Below are 22,107 nucleotides of genomic sequence, written 5' to 3'. Positions count from 1 at the left end.
ATTGTAATATAAACACGCCGTCATCTTCAACACATTGCATAAAAAGACGATGGGTAAATTAATCAATTTTATAGAATAAAAGAATCCAATCGGTACACCACGTTGAATAACGCCTTGTAAGTTGCCCTCACAATGAGAAAAGAAATCGTCAGCATAGCACAAGATCGCTCCCCGGTATAACTATTGAAAATAAAAAAACACCCTCTCTCGAAGGTGTTGTCGTCATACGTTATCGTCTTAACCGTATGATAATTGGTGCGGGAAAGAGGACTTGAACCCCCACGTCAATGACACTAGATCCTAAGTCTAGCGCGTCTGCCAATTCCGCCATTCCCGCAGAACTCGCCGAAGCGAGTTTAAATCCTAAAAGGATTATGGGGTGGATAGTGGGAATCGAACCCACGGTCTCCAGGACCACAATCTGGCGCCTTAACCGACTAGGCCATACCCACCACAAATTTGACGATAGATACATGTTAACATCGATTAAGGTTTATGTCAAATGCTTTTAAGCTAAATTAATAGATTTAATAAATGCCTGCAAGGCGCGGCCTCGATGGCTAATGGCATTTTTTTGTTCATCGCTCATTTCGGCAAAAGTTTTTTCCTCACCTTCGGGAACAAATAGAGGGTCGTAACCAAAACCGGAGTTTCCTCTTTCCTCTTCAATGATTTTTCCACGACAAATTCCTTCTACCGTATAGTTTTCTTCTCCTCGTTTGACGGCGATCACCGTTTTAAAATAAGCGGAGCGATCCTCCACGCCGTCCAGGGCTTTTAATAATTTTTTTCGATTCTTCTCATCGTTTCCTTCCGGGCCGGCATAGCGTGCAGAGTAGACGCCCGGTTCCCCATTTAATGCATGAACAAAAAGACCGGTATCGTCGCCGATTACAATATCATCAGCGTCGCAAAGGATATCTTTTATTTTGATGAAGGCATTGGCTTCCAGCGTATCGCCGTCTTCAACAGGATGGAGATCTCCGAAGCCCGCTTCCGTTTTGCTCAGAAGCTGCACTTTGCCTTCCAATAATTCTCCAATTTCATTTAATTTGTGAGCGTTGTCTGTGGACAGAATGATTTTCATAGTTTCTCCTTTAAAAAAGGAAGGCTTTCCGCCTTCCTTACAAGTATTTTTGATCAAAGTTTACGATACCGTTGACGATACCTCTCGCCAATTTATCGAGATAGGCATCCGATTTAATAATATCCATCTCATCGGGATTGGACATAAATCCGCCTTCGACAAGTGCGGCATTCATCTTCGTCAAACGCAATACGGCAAGTTCCGGGCGATTTTTAATGCCGCGACTGCTCATACCCGTTTCTTTTAACACCGATTTCAAAACTTCATTGGCCAAACGGCGTTGATCGCCGGCTTGTTTTTTTAGACTAACATTGTTTTCCGAAGCATAAAGCACTTCGACCCCTCTCGGTTTTTCGCTACCACCGGAATTAAAGTGAATACTTAAGAAAATGTCGGCATTGGCATCGTTGGCAATTCTGGCACGTTCCGCCAATTGGATATACTCATCCCGTGTACGCGTCATAATGACTTGATAGCCTTGTTGTCTCAGTAAACCTTCGACACGTTGAGCCGTTTTAAGAGCCCAAGTTTTTTCCATGGACCGATCGACACCGATAGCACCACTGTCTTTGCCGCCATGACCGGGATCGATGACGACTGTCGGTTTTCCATTTTTCGGCTTTTCAACGCGACGGGGAACTTCTATTTGATTGGATCCCTTATCTTGTACTGCAACACTTGGTTTATTTGCAGGGACCGTGTTAGGCTTTTTGACCTGCGGCTTCGGCGGTACTGCCGGTTTGTTATTTTGATTTACTCTTTTTTGAGGAGCTTGAACAGAACCGTTTGACACGCTGGCTTGCCGTGCAGCATTGTTCCATTGCACATTAAAGCCTAAGTTCTCCGAGAGAAAACGTAGGGGTACCATGGTTTTGTAGTCGCCGTTTTGACGCACGTATTGCGTAAGTCTCGGAGTGGATTGTTTGTCCATCTGCATTTTTTTATTGTTGACGTAGACGACAGAGCTGTTGATTTTGAGTTTTACGTCTTGATTGCGAAGTCTGATGCGAACCGATTTTGTTCCTTGATCCCATTGAACATCGGCGCCCATTAACTCCGTCAATTCACGAATAGGTACAAAGGTGCGATTTCCATCCACGTAAGGCGCATAACGACTTTTTAGATTGTAGCCGTTAACCACTACATTGGCAGTTGCAACATTTTTACGCGCGCCTTTAACTTTTATCTGAACATTCGATCCCTTCGCCATGGCATACGAGGATAAAGACATCATCATGGCCATACTGAGGGCAAGGGTTTTAAATAATCGTTTCATGAAAACCTCCTCATAATTTGTAACATTTTGTCATTATTAATTATGAAGAGAAGATCCATTAAAGTCAACGCATGAAATGTTTTGTAATTTTATTGTAATTGAGCGATAGCTTTAAACAAATCATCGGGGCCGGGCGCCTCAATGGCGACGCCTTCATCTGCAAAAATCATTTGATCCGTTTCCACAACTTTGCCGATAACGGTCAACAAGATTTGATCCTTTTGAAGGTCGCACGTCATGTCTTCCACATCACGTTCATCCATGACGATGACCATGGAGCCTGAGGAAATGAGTCGATAAGGATTAATGTTCAGCATCCCCGCTATTTTTTCGGTGGATTCGTGAATGGGAATATCTTTTTTATTGATTTCGATTCCCTTACCGATAGCTTTCGACGCTTCCCAAAGAGCGCCTTCAATACCGCCTTCCGTTACGTCGTGCATATAGCCGATACGGTATTTAGAGGCGATTTCTCCTTCTCGCCGAACACTCGTGTTGCCAATCAAGGATCTTCCCTTGGAAAGAATATCGTCGCCGATGGCCTTTAATTCTTCGCCGAAATCATTGCACAGAATGGCGGTGCCCTCCAAGCCGGCGTATTTCGTCATGGCGACAACGTATCCGGGCCGGATCGCACGGGCATCGGGCATAGCGTTCTTTTTTACGCGTCCGACTACTGTCGAGACCATGACGGGCTTTGTCACCGCATCGGTAATTTCCGTGTGGCCGCCGATGATATCCATGTCGACGTCATCAGCCGCCTTTTGAGCGTCGTACATTATTTTTTCGATTTCCACTGAAGTAGTATTCACCGGCAAAAGTAACGTAAGCAACACCCCAACGGCGTCGGCTGATTTTGTCGATATATCGTTGACGCTGATATTGATCGCAAGGGTGCCGAGATGATCTGCCGCGCCCGTTATGGGATCGCTGCTCAAAACGACGTAATCCCCTTCTAAATCCAATACTGCTGTATCTTCACCTATGGATGAACCGCCGATGATTTCGGGGCGACGATTTTTAATTTTTGAAAGAATAAGCTCGTCCAGTTCATCATTTGGAAGTTTCCCTACTTTGTCGTATCGTTTCATAAACACTCCTACAGGCTTTGTCCCTGATTACTATCGGTTCCACTATTTTCATGTAGATCGGAACTCGAATCTTCGCCTGTGTCAGTAGATTGTTCCTCACTATTGGAAGCGTCTCCTTGGAGGGGCACAGTGAATTTAAAATAAATGGTATCACCTATAGTCGCTGTGGGCTCTTCGTTTACGGATTTGCCGAGGACGCTTTCAAGTTCATTTTTCCAGCTTTCAATAGCGGCGGAATCTGTCGTTTCTCCGGAAATCGCCAGCGTATCGCTTTGATAATCCAAGTTAGTAACCGTTATGCTGTCCGGCGCAGAATTCTTAACCTTGGTAATAATATCAGCGATATCTACTTGATCTCCGCCATGATCGGATTGTGATGCTTCCGCTTCTTCCTGCTCTTGTTGTTTTGTAGATTCGACGATCAGTTCGCGATTTTCCTGTTTGATTTTTTCGCCGTACATAAAGGATCCGACGAGAATCGCGAAGGCTGCAACGACGATAACTATGGGTAGAATTAATTTTTTATCGAAAGTTGTTCCCGATTCTTTTTTCGAGAAGAATTTTAAGTCGTCTTTATGATCCGTTGCCAATGAAAAAATGTCGTCCAGCGGCAATAGAGTGTACTCGGAATCCGTTGTAATGTCACTGTAAAGCCCGCATTCGGCAAGAGATCCCGTAAGAAGTTTATGGTCTTCGAGAGCAAAATCATTGCCAATGTTTTCAATATGGCTTAGAGCGTCGTAAAAAGAAGATTCCAATTCTCTACGAAATGCGTCGCGGTCGATATCGACGATTCGCTCATCGTATTGGCCTTCATAAACGCGCAAAAGATCGGAAAATTCGATATCGTGGCGGTCCAACAGATCGGCTAATGCATCATTTGATTCGGTTCTTCCGTAATATCTGTTTTCATGTGCATAATAAAAACCGTCGTGGGTCGCCGCCATTAAGCCGATTCGTCCGCCACCTAAAAAATGTGCGTATTGCATGAGATAGGTCGAAAGAGGAAGCAGACCGGTCATTTTAATACCGAGTCCTTTGGCAAGGTCTACATAGCCTTGAATTAAATCCTCTGCACAGATGCTGATGAGCAAATGGTGAATGTCTTCCCCGCTTTCCAGATCGTGATAGATCATGCGGTAATCTTCTAAATTCTGAACGAATAAATTGTCGCTTTCATTATCAATGAGGGAACGAATTTCTTTATCGCTCATAGTAGGCACTTGCATGGTGCGGTTTACGGCATCGGTTGTGCTTACGACAAAGAGGCACGGACTTTTAGGCGCGCCTGCTTTTTCAAGATTTTGTTTTATTAAATAGTGTAACTGGCTGTTGTCTCTAATGCGCCCGTCTTCGATGACGTTCGCGGGAACGTCAAACGCTACCGGGGCAGTTTGTTCTTTATCGTTACCTTTTGTAGCTATATATCCGACGCGATCTTCTAAGTAAATGATGGTCGGTTTTGAATTAAATAAGTTCATCCCATCCTCCTGATTATATTATAACCTATGGATTTGAAAATTTTATGATACCGAAAGATTATCCGAAAAAAAGATAAACTGTTAAAAAGCCCGTCAGAAAAAACGGAAACATTGGTAGGTGACGTACACTTTCCCCTTTCCATTTTAATGCCAGACCTACAACGGCCGCCAACACGAAACTCGCGGTAAAGTAAAGATAACTGCTCCAAATACTCGGCAATAAAAGGGCCAACAACGAGCCGAAATAAATATCCCCTTCTCCGAACCCTTTTGGAAATAATAGATAAATCGCGCCGAGTAATATAAAGAGAAAGCCGCCGCATAAGAAGTAAAGAGGTTCGCCTATAACTTTGTAAATGCCCAGAAAAACGGCACATAGAAAAAGTTCCAAGGTGTAGACTTCCTTGTATTTTATATCTTCCAAAGCGACGAGTAGGAAATACGCCATTAGAAAGCTAAACACCAAGCCGTCGACTTCCCTTTCCTGAATAATGAAAAGCACGAGAATCGCAATCATTCCGCCGAAGCTTTCCGTTACGGGATGAAGCGGAGAGATTTTTTCTCCGCAAGTGCAAGACTTTTTCGAAAGAAAGTAGCCCACCACGGGGATTAAATACTGCCACGGAATAATCTTTCCACAATGATCGCATCGGCTGCGGTCAAAGATCCAATCCGCTTTCTTTTCTCTCCGCTCGATCACCACATTAAAAAACGAACTGATGGATGCTCCTGTGAAAAAAGCTAAAAGTGCGATGATCATTGTTGATCGTTATCTTCGACCAGCTTTTTATCTTGAACCTTTACGGGGCCGGGATGTACGATGACTTGACCGTCTTGAAGTGTTACTGAAAATTCCCCTTTTCCCAATGCTTTGGCGGGTTTCGGCAATTTTTTCGATTCGAGATATGGTTGAAGCTTATTCATGGGGATCGATGTCGTATCGGGATTATCTACAGAATAGAGGATAGCGGCGTTTTTAATGGCTCGCACATTGGCATTATGGGTCGTCGCCTGAGCGCTTAAATTCGATTGTTGATACTTCGGAATGGCAATGGCGATAAGTAACGCGAGAATTGCAATAACGATAATAAGCTCAATAAGAGTAAAACCTTTTTTCTTCATCATAACCTCCTAAAAATGATTGACCATGTCGAACATGGGAATGGCGATTGAAAAAATAATAAAACCTACAATGAGCGCCATGAAAATGATAAGTGCCGGCTCGATGTAAACGGCAATCCGTTCCGCTCGATTTTTCTGTCGGTAATCTTCCATTTGAATGGCAATGGCGAGCATATCTGAAAGAGCGGATGATTCTTCCCCTAAGGAAATATACGTGCAAATTTCCTTTTTAAACAAATTCGATTTTTCCATGGCGAGGGAAAGATTGTCGCCGCGAATTAAATGTTTTTTTACCTCTTGAAGGCGATCCCCTTTATAGCTATTCGTTTCAGACGCTTCGCCGTTTTCTAAAATCTGCAACATATCGACGCCATTGTCGATTTGCATCTTCATCGTTCGTAAAAATCTCAGCTCGAAGAGATCTTTATAAAAAGGCTTCAGCGGCGGCAGATGATATAACATCTTTTCCACGGATTTTTTCGTCTTGCCGTAATTTTTTAAAAAGATAAAGAGCAAAACAGCGAATGAAAAAATAAGGAGATACACACTTCCGAAGCGATTAAGATGTTCGGAGATGGCGATCAATAATCGCGTAGTGGCAGGCAACTGGGCGTGATCATTTGAAAATACTTCCGTAAAGACGGGCAACACCGTTTGAAGTACGATGTTTAAAACGACCACCGATGTGATCATGAGGATCACGGGATACGCCAGAGCATTGAGCATTTTCTGTTTCATGGCGTGTTCTTCTTGAAAAAAGACGGCGAGCTCGTCAAAAACAGTGGACAAGCGACCTGCCGATTCTCCGCTTTTAATCATGCCGGAGACGTAAGGGGGAAAGGCACCGGTTAAAAGAACGGCTTCCGATAAAAGCTTTCCGCTTTCTAAATAAGCTGCCAGTTCACCGATGATCTTTTTCTCGTAGGACTTGGCGTTTTTTTCGATCAATTTTAAAACCGTGGCAATGCCCAATCCGCCGGATAGCATTAAACTCATTTGCGAAAATAGAATCGATAAACGCTCGGCAGACAAGCGACGTTGAACACTTAATTTCAATCGATGCTTTTCCCTTTGAAGGTTTACGATTTTCAGATTCTCTCGCCGAAGTTTTTCTTCCGCGTCCCTTACAGAATCCGCCTGAATTTCACCGGCGACGAGGACGGCATTTGAATTAATTGCTTTATATGTAAACTTCATAACACACCTACAAGGTCATAATGGTTCGATAAGCTTCTTCCATGCCGGTGGTTCCGTCGATTATTTTTTTGCGAAGTGATTCTCTCAAGCTTACCATCCCCTCTTTCATTGCCTCGCTACGAAGCGCATCCAATGTTACGCCCGGTTTAATAAGACTACGAACAGTCTCCGAAAGGATCAGTAATTCAAAAACAGCCTCGCGCCCAATGTATCCGCTATCGCAGTGGGGACAACCTACCGGCTCGAAGGTGTCGCCGTGAATGTCGAAATAATCATCGTGAGTTTCCACTTGCCGTTTGCATTTCGGACAAAGCGTGCGTACCAATCGTTGGGAAATAACGCCGATAACGCCGGCAGAAAGCATATAGGGCTCTACACCCATATCCATTAGGCGAATCATGGCCGAGGGAGAATCTGTAGTGTGGAGAGTGGAAAAAATTAAATGACCTGTAATGGAAGAGCGCAAGGCGATTTCTGCCGTCTCTTTTGAGCGGATTTCGCCCACCATCATAACCTCGGGATCTTGACGGAGCATGGATTCCAAACCGGTGGTAAAGGTTATATTCGCCTTTTGATTAACCTGCATTTGATTAATGCCGTCGATGGCGTATTCTACGGGATCTTCAATGGTCAATATATTTCGCTCCACCTTATTTAAAAGTTGTAAAAAAGTATAAAGCGTGGAGGTCTTTCCGCTTCCCGTCGGCCCGCAAATCAAGACAAGACCTTGTGGCTGGCGCAAAAGTTTTAATACGTCTTCCAATTGTTCCCCTCTTAAACCGATACCCTGCGGCGTGTAGTCGAGGCCTTCCCGATCCAGCAAACGCAACACGAGCTTTTCCCTTCCCTTTACGGGAATCGCCGACACGCGAACATCCACTTGTTTACCCTCGACTGTTTCAGTAAACCTGCCGTCTTGCGGACGGCGGCGCTCGCCGATGTCCATTTCACTCATAATTTTAATACGGGTAACCAACTCGGAATACTTGTCGTCGTCGTATTCCCCATATAAAAATAAAGTACCGTTCCGACGCATACGAACCCGCCAATGACCATCGGCAGGTTCGATATGCACATCGGAACAGCACTTTAAAATGCCGTCTCTTAAAATTTGCTCACTTAAAGCGACCGCACCGAGAGAAGATTTCGAGCGGTTCGTTTTAAGTTCTAATGGATTTACTTCCGACGATTTAAGGATGACGACGTCTCTTCCGAGGGCATCCTTTAAATCGTCACGGATTTCAGCGGAAATGGCATCTCCGCGAAAATAAGCGAGATTATTCTTTTCACCGAGAAACTCGATTCCGAATTTTGATGCTAAGCCAATACCATCATTTCTCTTCATTCTCCCCGCTCTCCCATCTGACATAATCACATTCCGTATTATGGCATTTAATGCGTTTACCTTTGCGCGTTTGTTTTACCGTAAGCACGTCGCCGCATTTCGGACATTTTTCCTCAATGGGCTGATCCCACGACACAAAGTCGCAGGTAGGATACTGATCGCATCCGAAAAACTTGCGGCCTTTTTTACTTCGCTTAATGACGACTTCGCCTTTCCCACATTTAGGGCACTTGACGCCGATGGTTTCCACCAAAGCCTTGGTGTTGCGGCAATCGGGAAATCCCGGACAAGCGAGGAATTTTCCGTAGCGACCCATTTTTATCACCATATTGCGTCCGCATTTATCGCAGATCACATCGGTGGGCTCGTCGCGAATTTCAACCTTCTCGATTTCTTTTTCCGCTTGATCTAAATAGCCCACGAGTTTTTTATAGACGGGGTCCACTGCTTTTTGCCAGGTTAACTCGCCGTCGGCCACCGAGTCTAAACTGTGCTCCATATTGGCTGTAAATTCTTCATCGACAAACATGGGGAAATATTCTGTCAACAAACCGTTGACCGTCTCCCCTAATTCTGTCGGTACAAATCGTTTTTCCTCAATTACCACATAGTAGCGAGCGAGAAGCGTATTAATAATCGGTGCATAGGTACTGGGGCGACCGATTCCAAGTTCTTCCAATAACTTAATCAGCGACGCTTCATTATAGCGAGCAGGCGGTTGCGTATAATGTTGCTCCGGCAAAATTTCTTTAACTTTTAGAGATTCGCCCTTTTCCAGCGCCGGAATTTCCTTATCCTGTTGATCCTTGGAGGAAAGAACACGTAGAAAACCGTCGAATACCAAAGTATTGCCGTTTAATTGAAAGAGCTCTTCGTTGCTGAGCAGTTTTACTTTTTGCGTCGCATATTCTGCCCCCGTCATTTGAGACGCTACAAAACGAGACCAAATGAGTTGGTACAGTTTATACTCATCTTTTCCCAAACTGTCCTTCAATTCAAAAGGCGTACGCAAAACATCGGTTGGACGAATACATTCGTGGGCATCTTGTGTGTTTTCCTTTTTCTTCGACCAGGTCGAGGGCTTGGAGTACTCTTTCCCGTAGGTTGATAAAATATATGATTTTGTCTTTGCCACAGCTTGTTCGGCGATGCGCGTCGAATCCGTACGCATATACGTGATTAAACCGACGGATCCTTCGCCCGGTACGGTAATACCTTCATAAAGTCTTTGCGCCACTTGCATGGTCTTTCGCGTGGAAAAATTCAACCGCTTGTTTGCTTCCTGCTGCATGGTGGAGGTGGTAAAGGGCGGCAACGTGCGACGTGTGCGCGTGCCTTTTTGGATGTCGTGAACGATGAATTTTTCCTTGTCCATTCGTTTTAAGACATCGTCGGCATCTTGTTTTGTCGCCAAAGGTACTGATTCCACGCGTCCGCCTTTTAAACGGCCGGCGTATTTTGCTTCTATATGTTTGCGATTCTTTAAAAGCTTCGCCATAATCGTCCAATATTCGGACGGCTCAAATTCACTGATCTGCTCTTCCCTGTCGCAAATGATTTTTAAAACTACCGATTGCACGCGGCCGGCACTTAAACCGGATTTTACTTTTTTCCATAACAACGGACTGATTTTATAACCGACGAGACGATCTAAAATACGGCGAGCCTGTTGCGCATCGACAAGTTCCATGTCGATGGGCCGCGGGTTTTTTATGCCGTTTTTAACCGCATCCTTCGTAATTTCATTAAATGAAATGCGCACATTGTCTTTGGGATCGAGATCTAGAATATGGGTCAAGTGCCAGCTAATGGCTTCTCCCTCTCTATCCGGGTCGGTCGCGAGCAATACTTTGCTAGCTTTTTTTGCTTCGTTTTTTAATTCTTTTATAACCGGCCCTTTTCCCCGAATGTTAATATACTTCGGTTCATAATCGTGTTCCGTATCGATCCCGAGTTTCGATTTCGGTAGATCGCGAATATGGCCTACAGTGGCCACAACTTTATAATGGCTTCCGGCCATTTTCCGAATGGTTTTCGCCTTCGTAGGCGACTCCACAATGATTAAATTTCTTGCCAAAAAAATCCCTCTTCCTCGAACTCTTATAAAAGTTCAATGCTTTGACTATCGACACCTGTTATATAATTCTTTAATTCCAACATGGTTAAACGAGCTAATATCTCGGTCATATCCCACCCGAGATCGACTGCAAGTGATTCAGTCGTTTGATTGCCGTTCTTTATACTATCATACAATCTTTTTTCTTCCAAAGAGAGTTGTGATAAATCCACTGTTTTTTTCTCTTCTTTTAAATTAAATACGGGATCCTCGGCAATATCATCCACATCCAATACCATTTGCGCACCGTCTAAAATGAGGCGATTGCATCCTCTGCTGTAGATAGAATCCAAATTACCGCAAATGGCGAACACCTCTTTCCCGTATTCCGCCGAAAGACGAGCGGTAATGAGAGAACCGCTCCGTTCCTTTGCCTCTACTACTAATGTACCGTCGCCGAGAGCGGAAATAATTCGGTTTCTCTCAGGATAACGGAAAGGCTTCGGCGGCGTAAAGGGCGGATATTCGCTTAAAACGAGACCCTTTTTTAAAATACGTTCATAGACGCTCCGATTACTCTTCGGAAAACACTCCCCGATACCGTTTCCTAAAACGGCAATGGTGTCGCCGTCGGCGTCCAACGCTTCAATATGGGCAAGCTTGTCAATTCCGAGGGCTAAACCGCTGACGATAACGAGCCCTCGCTCCGCCAAAGGCCCGACAAACTTTTTGCACATCTTCTGACCGTAAGGCGTGTGTTTACGGGCTCCTACTACCGAAAGTGCAGGGCGCGCCATCAACTCGATATTCCCGATAGCGTACATGACCACCGGAGGATTCGGCGTAAGGGCGAGTTTTTCAGGATAAAAATCGTCGCCTACGACCAGAACATAAATGCAGTGATTTTCGATAAACTCTTTTCGCCTTTGAATGTCTTGTGCCAGATAATACTCCACCCGTTCTTTCAAGGGGCCTAGCTTACTGAAATCGATTCGATCGTCGAAAGAAAGCTGCTCGTCTTCGGCAAGCAATCCGTAAACTTGTAAAAGCTCATCGCAGGCCATGCCGGCGAGGGATAATCGAATAAAAAGTTTTCTAAGGGTTTCACTTATTCCGACCAATATTTTCCCTCCACGGTTTTATAGCGAATGGCCTCCAATACATCTTCATCGCTTATATCTTCTTCTCCGCGAAGGTCTGCTACCGTACGGGCCACTTTTAATATTTTATGAATGGAACGTCCGCTGAATTTATATTTCTTATACGCCATATCCAACAGCTTCTGCGACGATTCCTTAAGCTTACAATATTGATCGATTAAATTTTCGGGAATATCCGCATTGGTACGAATAGCGGTGCCGTTAAATCGCTCTCTCTGGAGAGCGCGGGCTTTTTCAACACGTTCCCGTACCACTTCCGATGTTTCGCCCTTTTCCATAGTCTTCATATCGTCGTAATTGACAGGCTTGACTTCCACCTGTAAATCGATGCGATCCAAGAGAGGATGGGAAATTTTTCCCAAGTATTTTTTTATCTGCTGCATACTACAACTGCACTCGTGATGAGGATCTTGGTAATAACCACAGGGACACGGATTCATACTCGCCACCAGCTGGAAATCTGCGGGGAATTTTAGCCTTGCCTGAGCCCGTGAAATGTGAATGGCACCGTCCTCCATCGGTTGCCGTAAAACTTCGAGAACTTTACTTTGGAATTCGGGAAGTTCGTCGAGAAATAAGACGCCGCGATGGGCTAAGGATATTTCGCCGGGTTTCGGTATGCGACCACCGCCGATTAAAGACACCCCCGACGCCGTATGGTGCGGTGCGCGGAAAGGTCGCTCGGTCATAAGGCCGCTGGATGTCAATTCCCCGGATACCGAATAGATTTTCGTCACTTCCACCGCCTCGTCAAATGCCATTCGCGGCAAAATGGTGGGAAGCCTTTTGGCGCTCATACTCTTCCCGCTTCCCGGCGGACCGATCATTAAGAGATTGTGACCTCCTGCCGCCGCCACTTCCATAGCACGCTTTAAGCCGCTTTGTCCTTTAATATCTGAGAAATCCAAAGTATAGAGACGATCCTCTTCATCAGGCTCAGGAGCTTGTGCAGGAGTGATAGATCCTTCCCCATTTAACTGGTCGACGACTTCCCTTAAATTTGACGCAGAATAAATAGATACATCCTCAATAACTGCCGTTTCTTTTTCATTTTCCTTAGGAACGATGAATTTTTTATAACCCAATTCCCGTAGAGACGCCACCATAGGTAAAGCACCTCGAATCCCGGATACCTCGCCGTTTAATTGCAGTTCGCCTAAAAATATGTACTGTTCCACAAGCTCCGGATCGCAAAGTCCCTGAGCCGATAAAACGGAAATGGCGATGGCGAGATCCATTTGGGAGCCGTCTTTGCGGCGGTTGGCAGGCGCTAAATTAACCGTAATCTTTTGTTGCGGGTAGGGCATGCCGATGTTTTTAATAGCGGAATGTACGCGTTCGCCGGATTCACGAATTTGCGCGTCGGGCAGGCCTACCATTAAAAAACGCGGCAGTCCGCGACCTAAATCGCATTCCACCTCGACGACAAAGCCCTCAAGTCCCTCAAGGCTGCATGTTTTTACTCTTGCATACATCTCACGCCTCCAAATCGTTCCCGTTAAAAGCATTTTTTATGTAATGAATCATGGATTGCTCTCCGATAAACACTTCGATTACATCAAAGCGAGTCGAATGATAGCGAATGGATTGAGTGGAAAGAAAATATTCCGCCGTCGTAAAAATTTGCCGACGCTTAAAACTGTCCACCGCCTCCATAGGTCGCCCATAACGCTCACTTCTGCGGGTCTTGACTTCCGTAAAAATCAATACGCCTTTATGAAAGCTAATGATATCGATTTCACCATGGGCAAAACGAAAATTTCGCTCCACTATTTCGTGGCCCCGCTCCTTTAAAAAGCGAACAGCCAACTCCTCGCCAACTTGTCCGAGATTCATAGCGCCTCCTCCGTGTTTTCTATTTCAATATATAATAATGAAGGGTAATTTACAATATAAAACCGTTTCATCTCATATTAAAATTCTCACTTTTCTCGTAGAGGCTCTTTATTTTACTGCTCTTTTACTATTTCATTCAAATTTAAACCTATCGATTTTTAGGAATTGAAATAGGGGCAGAAGTATTTGTTCAACTTCACCTCGTTCGTCAGGCGTTAAATTGGTAAGGTAAAGTTCCCTTACATAATGCACACTACAAAATTTTTCTCCGATTTCCAGAATGTTGAAAGGACAATAGGAATCTATGTCATGGCAAAGTTCCGGCTTGTAATTTGATTCAAATGGTCGATCATTTCAGTGCTGAGTAAGCCTGAAAAAGTAACTTCATGATCCTTCCCCTTTGTAACGCAAACGGATTGATCGGTCGTGGTATATCATCTTCGTCATCTTCGGCATAAAACTTTCCCCCACTTTTAAAAACAGATTGGCCATCTGAATCCACCAATTCGAATTTTTATGGGATAACTCAAAGTCGATAACAAAGATATCCAGACAATGCTTTCAACTTATTCATCAATGATGAAAAAAAGAGCAAGTGGTTTTTCTTGTCCACCTGCTCTAAATACTTTTCGTGTTCTTTTTCTCGCCAGTAGACTTTATAAATATCTTCACTGACTTTCACCTTTTGTCCTCCGACATAAAGGTAATACTCTTTTGCCATAAAGTTTCCTCCATTTCTTTTTTATCTGTTTGTTTTTCAGACAAAAAAGGAGGACTCCTGCATCTTGGCATACGAAGTCCTCTAAAATGAACGAAACCCGTTCTTTACTTAATTGTATTTAATTGTTTAGACGAGTGAGTATATGAAAAGACTGACAGATATAAAGTCTATAGAAAAAAGGGCTATTTTTATTGCGACTTATTATTTGAAATAAACATATAGACTTTCCCATTTTATTCCTCCATTTATTTACCGTTTATTATCAATCTTTTACAATCCAAATATCATCTTGATTAACAACACAATTCGAGCATCCCAAACATTGACTTTGGCATTTACTTGTTGCAGACCTTTTAGTTTTTACCAAATATCCATTATTTTCGAGATATTCAATTTTCATTTTTACACTATCTAAATCCTCACCTGTCAGTTCAGCAAGTTCTTGCAAAGTGCAAGTCTTTTTCTTTTTCAATACTTCTAATAGTTGTATAAGCATACTTATCACACCTTAAAAAATCAGTAGTCCAATATGATACGCAACACAAGATATAATTAGAGCCGATAATATATAATACAGTGCTATTTTTATCGTCCATTTTTTTGAATGTGTTTCTTGTGCGGTAGCTGCAAGAGCCATCAAACAAGGCATATTGAAGAAAAAGGCAAAAGTAAATGCTAAGGCTTCCGGCTTTGAAATCATTGTCAACATATTATTGCTTAGAATAGCGGTATCTACTGTCCCTTTAACCTCAACTGCATGCCATATTCCTGAAGAAGTAAATAATGATGCCATTACTCCTAATGCCGATTCTTTTCCCATTGCAGAAGCAACAAAAGCCATAAATAATTGCCATGGTAACCCAAACAATTTTGTTACAGGCTCTATAAATGTTCCTACTTTATAAATAAGGCTGTTAGCTATATTTCCATCAGGCGTATAGGCAAGAATCCAAAATATAACAGAAATAAGGATAATGATACTCAATGCCCTTTTCAGTACATTTCCCATCCTATTCATTACAGAAGAAAGTAAATTTTTCCAATGTGGCTTGTGATATGGTGGAAGTTCCATAATCATTCCAAAATGTTCACTTCCCTCATAAAGCGATTTTCTGAAAATCCTATATGTGATTAGTAAATGTAGAAAAGCAACTGCAAATAGGCTTAATATCACAAATACTGCCTGTTTTCCGAAGAATGTTCCTGTAACAAGCCCGACTACTCCCCATGTTGACCCGCAAGGGACTACCCAAGATAATGCAATCGTCATAACCCTCTGTCCCCATGAATCAATTACTCTCGTTCCTGTGATTCCACCTATATTACAGCCGAAACTTAACAAGAACGGCATAATTGCTTTTCCTTGCAATCCTAATTTCGACATAGTGTTGTCAAAGACATAGGAAACTCTTGCCATATATCCTACATCTTCCAAGAATCCAAATACTAAGCTAATTCCCAATACATAACTTGCCATTTGCAATGCAAAAGTAATTGCAGTCATTACGGCTCCACACAAAAGTGAAATCAGCCAATTTGATACTCCAATGGCGACAAGCCCCTTTGCCAACAATGTTGATATTTTAGGTATAACAAACCCAAATAACCCCATTAGCGGAAATCCGATGAGCATAGAAGCAACTAATCCTAAAATGATAACTCCGATAGCCATAGGTTTTCCGAAAGCTTTACTTGTGGCTATACGATCAAATTTGCTTCTCTTAAATACTCTCTTTTTCTGAATAACATTTGCATTGATAAGTTTATCTATCCATTCAAATTTACAATTACCGGTTATTAAATTGCCATTTTTTATGCTTTTTAATACGTTCTCTATTTCTTCAAATTCGACTTTTTCAACATTATCTTTTACTAACGCAATTACTTTTGCATCCTGATCTAATAATTTTCCGATAATCCACGACTTTGAAAATACAGCTATACCTTTATCAGGGATATGTTTTTTTAATAGCTTATAGTTATCTCCAACAATATTTTCATATGCCCTTTCTAAATTTTCGTCAGATAAAATTTTTCCTCTATCTGAATGCTCCAGAAAAGCATAAAACTCTTTGTATTCCTTTTTATCTGCCGCAACGATAGGAATGACAGGTATATTCAAGGATTTTTGTAACCCCTTTATATTTATATTTTTCCCTTGACTTGTAGCAACATCCATCATGTTCATGATTAAGACAACCGGAATATTTATTCCAATGTAGTCAGAGAGCATAAATAGACTTCGATTTAATTGTGAAGCATCTGCCATAATAGCAATTAGGTCTGCGTTCCCGGTTTCTATATATTCTCTTGTTATAACTTCTTCCTCTGAATTTGCTGATAATCCATATGCTCCGGGTAAATCTACAATCTTATAAGTAGTGCCTTTATATGAAAACTCACCTTCTTTTTTCTCAACGGTTTTACCCGGCCAATTTCCAACATGTTGATTTGAGCCTGTCAACCCATTAAACAAAGTTGATTTTCCGGAATTAGGCTGCCCCAACAAAGCAATCGTTATTTTCTTCATACCTCAAAGTACCTCCATCATTATTTTCTCCGCCTCTATCTTATTGACAGCTATCATCGTATCTCTGCAATAAATGAGAATAGGTTGCTTTTTATAATTCTGGATAACTTCAACATCGCTTCCGACAGTTATTCCGATAGATATTATTCTGCTTTGAAAATGTGTATCACCAATAATTTCAACAACTTTACCTTTTGTCTTTTCTTTCAAAGTACTAAGCCTCTCCATAACTATTCTCCTTTATCATCCACTTTTTCGCTCTTTCCTGTGTATTTACCATTTCATAGTAATGTCCTTTTTTTCCATAAAGTTCATTATGATTCCCTTGTTCTTCAATTCTTCCGTTATTTATCAAAATAATTTGATTAGCGTTTTTAATGGTATTCAATCTGTGAGCAATAACAAAAACTGTCTTTCCTTGCATTAAATGCTCCAAAGCATTATTGATTTTAGCTTCATTATCAGGATCAAGAGAAGCTGTAGATTCATCCAACAAAAGAATTGGTGCATCCTTCAGAATCGCTCTTGCAATAGCAATCCTTTGTCGTTCACCGCCGGATAATGTACTTCCTCCATCTTTTATTTCCGTTTCATATCCATCCTTCATTTTCAAAATAAATTCATGGCAACAAGCTAATTTTGCAGCTTGATAAACTTCTTCCTTTGTTGCATTAGGTTTTCCAACCCTGATATTGTTATAAACAGTATCGGTTAACAGTACATTATCTTGAAAAACCTGACTAACATATTTAAGCAACACATCAGGTTTTATGGATTTTATATTTTTTCCACCAATTATAATTTCTCCACTATTTACATCCCAAAATCTTGCAATCAAATTAGCGATTGTAGTTTTTCCTCCACCGGAAGGACCAATTAAAGCTGTAGAAGTCCCCTCTTTTGCTTCAAAAGAAATATTGTTCAGAATCGTTTTATTTCTATCATAAGAAAAATTTACATTCTTAAATTGAATATCAAAATTTTCTAATTCAACTTCATTTTCAGAATAAGGCAATGGCTTCGTTTCATAAGCTTTCTCAAGATTACTTGCAGCTAATTTCAAATCTTTCAATAGTCCATAGGAATGTTGAAAGGCAATAAGAAGTGCAGATAATGCTAAACTCATAAGCATAAAAGCCACAAACTGTTCAGTTCTAACACTACCATTTATAAGCAAATATCCTCCTATAAGAAGAACTATCGGAAGCAAAAAGTTAACTGTGATAAAGTACATACTTGTAGGTAACGCCATTTTCTTTTCTGCGTTTACGCTTGTCTTTCTAACATTTTCAAGTGTATTTATCATTCTTTCAAAATGTTCACTTGTCATATTAGCTGACTTAAACGCTTTCATACCTTGAATGTACTCTAAAATAATAGAAATCATCTTAGAATTTAAATTTCTTTTTCTTGCCCCGTATTTTTCTATCAATTTGTTGCCCCATATCAACATAGGATATGCGATAAGCAATACTAAACACTCTAATAATGCGAGCTTCCAATCGATAAAAAATGTGCCTAATAAAATCAATATTGCTGTAACTGCCGTTTTAATAACCGATGGTAAAGTGTGCGTTATGATCAGTTCAAAACTACTCAAATCCTTTGTAAGAGTTGATAATAGATAACCACTACTATTTTTTTGGAAATGACCAAGGCTCAAACTCCTATAATGATTTGCTAAATCCAAACGCATATCTCCACACATTTCAGCTCCTCTTGAAAAGCTCAAATAGTATGCATGCCTATAAATCAGTATCCTTGCAATCATACTGATGAAACATATTACCGTATATTCTATGATTAAGGTTTTAGTTAATGTATTTTGCAATATACTAACTACGGTAAAATAGAGCATTAAATACAAAACAATGCTTCCTATCGAATCAATAACCATTAGAAAAATCGGTAAATACAATTTTTCTTTTTTATCTTTCAGAAGTGTTCTAATAATCTTAAGCATTTCCAGTTACCCCCTCTCCAAAGTAATCTTTTGTGTATGTATTCCACATACTTTCATAGACCCCTTTTCTTTCTAAAAGAGTTTTATGTGTTCCAACCTCTACGACTTCCCCTTCATCAAATACAACAATTTGATCTGCATTCTTAATAGTATGCAAACGATGAGCAATCATAATGATTGTTTTATTTTTCAACAAGTTTTGAAGTGCTAACTGTATCTGGTACTCATTTTCTATATCTGAATAGGAAGTTGCTTCATCAAAAATAATAATTGGAGAATCTTTGAGTATTGCCCTAGCGATTGAGATTCTTTGTTGCTGTCCACCTGACAATTTCACCCCTTGATCCCCGATTCTTGTCTGATATCCATTCGGTAAACTCATAATAAAGTCATGAATTTGTGCTGCTTTTGCAGCCTCAATAATCTTATTTTCATCTGCATCTGTTCCCATACGAATATTCTCATAGAGAGTGTCCTCCAAAAGAAATACATCTTGAAAAACAAATGATGTAATATCCATCAAATTATCTATTTTTAATTCATTGATCGGTATGCCGTTAATTTTAATTGCTCCACTTGTTACATCCCAGTACCTCCCAATCAATTGTGCAGCAGTTGTCTTGCCTGCACCGGAAGGTCCCACAAAAGCATTTATTGTATTCGGTTTTAAGGATAAATTTATATGTTGTAATGCTTTATTTTTTGTTTCTTCATCGTCATAACTGAAAGTAACGTCTTTAAAATCTATTTTCATACACTCATTCTTGTTTATGATTTTTGTTCCGTCTTTCAATTCATCCATATCCATTATTTTTTTTATGTTATCCAATCCACTTCCAAGCTCCATAGATTGCATAAAGATTGTTACCATATTTAAGAACGAAACAAAAAAGCACATTGTAAGCATAATAAATAGCAAATAGGATGTTGCTGATAAAGAATTTCTCAAAAAGAAATATCCTCCGAACGGCAATGTAAATAAGATTGCTGAATCCAAAACCACTAAAGTTATTGATAAAGGATAGCAAGAACTCATACACATCTTTTTCCAACAAGTAATATACGCATTCAATGAGCTTCTATATTGTTCAAATTTTTCTGCTGTTAAATGATACATTTTTATTACAGGCATAGCCTTTATAAATTCGTTTGCCGAAGCATTTAAATCAGCAATATCTTCGGATAGCTCCGTTGACATATCCGGATAATTTTTCATTAGCATCATAGGAATTCCTAATCCCAAAATCATAGGAATAAGCATAACAAGTGCCATCATCCAATTTAATTTCAACATGAAAATGAACATAATAACCGGAACAACTGCTACCTGAGCTAATTCCAAAGTGCTATGAGCCAAAAAATTTTCAACTCTATCTACATCATCAAACAACAATGTTTTAATTTCTCCGGGGGCATGCTCTTGAAAGAATCCCAAATTAAATTTTGAAATATGATTTACAACTTTCAGCTTAATTCTGTGTATTGTGTTAAAAGCTGCTGTATGAGATAAAATGCCCGCAAAGGACATTAGTATTGCTTGCAAAACAGCACTTATAATTCCTATACCTGCCCACATTAAAATTTCTGTATACGAAATATTTTTCTGGAATATCATTAGTAATATCTTATAAACTACAAAATAAGGAACTAATGATAAAGCCGCAGAAATGACAGATAAAAACATTCCTAAATGTAGCTTTTTTCTCTCATCTTTTGCTAATTGGAATACATAAGATATCCCTGTCTTCTTTTTTTCCATTAGTTATTCCATCTCCTTTCCTGACCGTTAGCTATATCTAACTAACTACACTTATTATAAAGCTAATTTTTTATAACTAAAAATCTAACCATGAATTTCGGTATTCCTTGTAATCCCTTTATTTGTAAGCTTTTCATCAGTATTTCTATTTTCAATTTTATAAATTTGAGATATAATTAAATAAATTTGTGATATTAAAAGAGGTGAGCAGAATTGATGGATAGAACAGTTATTGATTATTTAACAAACTTAGTACATGACGCTCCTTTTATTCCTGTTCCAACTTTATCAACTGAAAACAAACAAATCTTTCAAATAGATCCCCATTTTGGCAAAGGTACTTTTCGCATACTAAAATTTGACAGCAGTTTAATTCTAATTTTAATTGCTGACTTTACTCCAAATGAAACAATGGAGAAAATAACCGAAGTATCTGAAAAGTATTTAGAGATTAGCCAATTTGAAACAGAAAGCAGTTCATTTAAAGTCGGTGGCAGAAAGTTAAATAATGTAGAAAAAGGTATATATTGTTACTTAAATACAGAAAAGAAAACTTATACCTATTGTGAGGCAAATAAGCCTGTAAAGTTTACGAAAATAATCCTAACCAAAGAATACTTTGATACTTTCTTAAAATTAAAATATGATGATTTTGAATATGAAAAAGCAAAGATTCTTAATTCTTATTTGTTAAAAACTCAAAATTCTCCGCAGTTGAATTTTATATTTCAACAGATAAGAGAATCCCAAGCCGAAGGAAAGATTTTGCCTTTATATTTGGAAGGCAAAGTTATGGAACTATTATCTATCATAATTACAGGGTTAGAAGAAAAGGAAAAAAATATATCCGTTGTCTTAACTAAAAAAGATAAGCAAAATCTGAAAAGGGCTGTATCGGCTATGAAAAAAGATTTATCGGTTCATATTGACGGACTTGAACTCTCTAAAATTGCTTTAATGAGTCCTGCACGATTTCAATTAGCTTTTCGCAAATACTACGGTGTTCCTCCCTACGAGTACTTAAAAGAATTAAGGCTTAATAAGGCATTATTATTGCTGAAAAATCCTGAGTATAAAATATCTACGATAGCAGAAAAAGTTGGCTATACACACACAGGACATTTTGCTAAAATATTCAAATCAACTTATGGAATCACACCAAGTAAATATAGAAGTACGATTACATAACCTAATATTAGAATTCAGTGTGTGCTTAACGCTTGCTATCTAATTTATTCTTTTGAGCAAGCACAGTAAGTGTACGGACACTTACGGAAAAATTGACGAAGCAGCCCTTGGGGATCTGCTTCTTTTTTTATCAAATTTTAGCTTGTTAGGGAGAACCCTAAGACCCCGAAATACATTCAAAGGAGGAACTAACTATGGCAAATAGAATAAGAAACGAAAGACTTGAAATTAAACTAACTGAAGAAGAAAAGGCTCTTTTTGAACTTGAATTTACAATCTAAGTGCAACAAAAAAT

Annotated in this window: 18 protein-coding genes, 2 tRNA genes and 1 pseudogene; 1 reads left to right on the top strand and 20 read right to left on the bottom strand. The window is 40.3% G+C overall.

Annotated elements, in window-relative coordinates:
* Positions 1 to 253 precede the first annotated feature (253 nt).
* The 20 genes and pseudogenes from HMPREF1863_RS06910 to HMPREF1863_RS06815 all read right to left on the bottom strand — a co-directional run bounded on the left by HMPREF1863_RS06910 (position 254) and on the right by HMPREF1863_RS06815 (position 20,624).
* Positions 254 to 337 (bottom strand) — tRNA-Leu (locus HMPREF1863_RS06910).
* Between the two features lie 38 nt (positions 338 to 375).
* Positions 376 to 452, bottom strand: a tRNA-His gene (locus HMPREF1863_RS06905).
* 56 nt (positions 453 to 508) lie between these two features.
* On the bottom strand, positions 509 to 1,087 hold the full coding sequence (rdgB, locus tag HMPREF1863_RS06900) for an RdgB/HAM1 family non-canonical purine NTP pyrophosphatase (protein ID WP_068369082.1): 579 nt from the start codon (positions 1,085 to 1,087) through the stop codon (positions 509 to 511).
* 37 nt (positions 1,088 to 1,124) lie between these two features.
* Positions 1,125 to 2,363, bottom strand: a complete 1,239-nt coding sequence (locus HMPREF1863_RS06895) for an N-acetylmuramoyl-L-alanine amidase (RefSeq protein WP_068369079.1) — start codon at positions 2,361 to 2,363, stop codon at positions 1,125 to 1,127.
* A gap of 89 nt (positions 2,364 to 2,452) precedes the next feature.
* Positions 2,453 to 3,454: an AIR synthase family protein gene (locus tag HMPREF1863_RS06890; protein WP_068369076.1), complete on the bottom strand. Its 1,002-nt coding sequence runs from the start codon at positions 3,452 to 3,454 to the stop codon at positions 2,453 to 2,455.
* Positions 3,455 to 3,462: 8 nt separating this feature from the next.
* Positions 3,463 to 4,935: a hypothetical protein gene (locus HMPREF1863_RS06885; protein ID WP_068369074.1), complete on the bottom strand. Its 1,473-nt coding sequence runs from the start codon at positions 4,933 to 4,935 to the stop codon at positions 3,463 to 3,465.
* 58 nt (positions 4,936 to 4,993) lie between these two features.
* The gene (locus tag HMPREF1863_RS06880; RefSeq protein WP_068369070.1) at positions 4,994 to 5,695 is read right to left on the bottom strand and encodes a prepilin peptidase; all 702 of its coding nucleotides are present in this window, start codon (positions 5,693 to 5,695) and stop codon (positions 4,994 to 4,996) included.
* A complete protein-coding gene (locus HMPREF1863_RS09160; RefSeq protein WP_332309971.1) occupies positions 5,692 to 6,057 on the bottom strand; it encodes a prepilin-type N-terminal cleavage/methylation domain-containing protein in 366 nt (121 codons plus the stop codon). The genes HMPREF1863_RS06880 and HMPREF1863_RS09160 overlap by 4 nt, the downstream gene beginning before the upstream one ends.
* A 9-nt stretch (positions 6,058 to 6,066) precedes the next feature.
* The gene (locus tag HMPREF1863_RS06870; RefSeq protein ID WP_068369064.1) at positions 6,067 to 7,254 is read right to left on the bottom strand and encodes a type II secretion system F family protein; all 1,188 of its coding nucleotides are present in this window, start codon (positions 7,252 to 7,254) and stop codon (positions 6,067 to 6,069) included.
* Between the two features lie 7 nt (positions 7,255 to 7,261).
* Positions 7,262 to 8,599: a GspE/PulE family protein gene (locus tag HMPREF1863_RS06865; RefSeq protein ID WP_068369061.1), complete on the bottom strand. Its 1,338-nt coding sequence runs from the start codon at positions 8,597 to 8,599 to the stop codon at positions 7,262 to 7,264.
* Positions 8,586 to 10,676 (bottom strand): type I DNA topoisomerase, encoded by a 2,091-nt coding sequence (gene topA, locus HMPREF1863_RS06860; protein WP_068369058.1) that lies wholly within the window; start codon positions 10,674 to 10,676, stop codon positions 8,586 to 8,588. Before topA ends, HMPREF1863_RS06865 begins: the two co-directional genes overlap by 14 nt.
* A gap of 23 nt (positions 10,677 to 10,699) precedes the next feature.
* On the bottom strand, positions 10,700 to 11,776 hold the full coding sequence (gene dprA, locus HMPREF1863_RS06855; protein WP_068369055.1) for a DNA-processing protein DprA: 1,077 nt from the start codon (positions 11,774 to 11,776) through the stop codon (positions 10,700 to 10,702).
* The gene (locus HMPREF1863_RS06850; RefSeq protein ID WP_068369053.1) at positions 11,764 to 13,290 is read right to left on the bottom strand and encodes a YifB family Mg chelatase-like AAA ATPase; all 1,527 of its coding nucleotides are present in this window, start codon (positions 13,288 to 13,290) and stop codon (positions 11,764 to 11,766) included. Before HMPREF1863_RS06850 ends, dprA begins: the two co-directional genes overlap by 13 nt.
* A 1-nt stretch (position 13,291) precedes the next feature.
* Complete coding sequence (locus tag HMPREF1863_RS06845) at positions 13,292 to 13,651, bottom strand: YraN family protein (protein ID WP_068369049.1); 360 nt, start codon at positions 13,649 to 13,651, stop codon at positions 13,292 to 13,294.
* A 574-nt stretch (positions 13,652 to 14,225) separates the two neighbouring features.
* Positions 14,226 to 14,372, bottom strand: a pseudogene (locus HMPREF1863_RS06840) (sigma-70 family RNA polymerase sigma factor); the annotation flags it as partial.
* 262 nt (positions 14,373 to 14,634) lie between these two features.
* On the bottom strand, positions 14,635 to 14,868 hold the full coding sequence (locus HMPREF1863_RS06835; RefSeq protein WP_068369046.1) for a transcriptional regulator: 234 nt from the start codon (positions 14,866 to 14,868) through the stop codon (positions 14,635 to 14,637).
* Between the two features lie 12 nt (positions 14,869 to 14,880).
* Entirely contained in the window at positions 14,881 to 16,902 is a 2,022-nt protein-coding gene (gene feoB, locus HMPREF1863_RS06830; protein WP_068369041.1) for a ferrous iron transport protein B, read from the bottom strand.
* Between the two features lie 3 nt (positions 16,903 to 16,905).
* A complete protein-coding gene (locus tag HMPREF1863_RS06825; protein ID WP_002416391.1) occupies positions 16,906 to 17,130 on the bottom strand; it encodes a FeoA family protein in 225 nt (74 codons plus the stop codon).
* On the bottom strand, positions 17,117 to 18,865 hold the full coding sequence (locus HMPREF1863_RS06820) for an ABC transporter ATP-binding protein (protein WP_012290752.1): 1,749 nt from the start codon (positions 18,863 to 18,865) through the stop codon (positions 17,117 to 17,119). The genes HMPREF1863_RS06825 and HMPREF1863_RS06820 overlap by 14 nt, the downstream gene beginning before the upstream one ends.
* Entirely contained in the window at positions 18,858 to 20,624 is a 1,767-nt protein-coding gene (locus tag HMPREF1863_RS06815; protein WP_068369038.1) for an ABC transporter ATP-binding protein, read from the bottom strand. The genes HMPREF1863_RS06820 and HMPREF1863_RS06815 overlap by 8 nt, the downstream gene beginning before the upstream one ends.
* Before the next feature lie 216 nt (positions 20,625 to 20,840).
* Between HMPREF1863_RS06815 and HMPREF1863_RS06810 the strand changes: the two genes are divergently transcribed.
* The gene (locus HMPREF1863_RS06810) at positions 20,841 to 21,812 is read left to right on the top strand and encodes a helix-turn-helix transcriptional regulator (RefSeq protein WP_068369035.1); all 972 of its coding nucleotides are present in this window, start codon (positions 20,841 to 20,843) and stop codon (positions 21,810 to 21,812) included.
* Positions 21,813 to 22,107 lie beyond the last annotated feature (295 nt).

It is taken from the genome of Aedoeadaptatus coxii (genome assembly GCF_001553115.1).
Classification (GTDB): domain Bacteria; phylum Bacillota; class Clostridia; order Tissierellales; family Peptoniphilaceae; genus Aedoeadaptatus; species Aedoeadaptatus coxii.
Note: the sequence above shows the minus strand (reverse complement) of the source record. Positions and strands in the feature narration are given on the sequence as shown.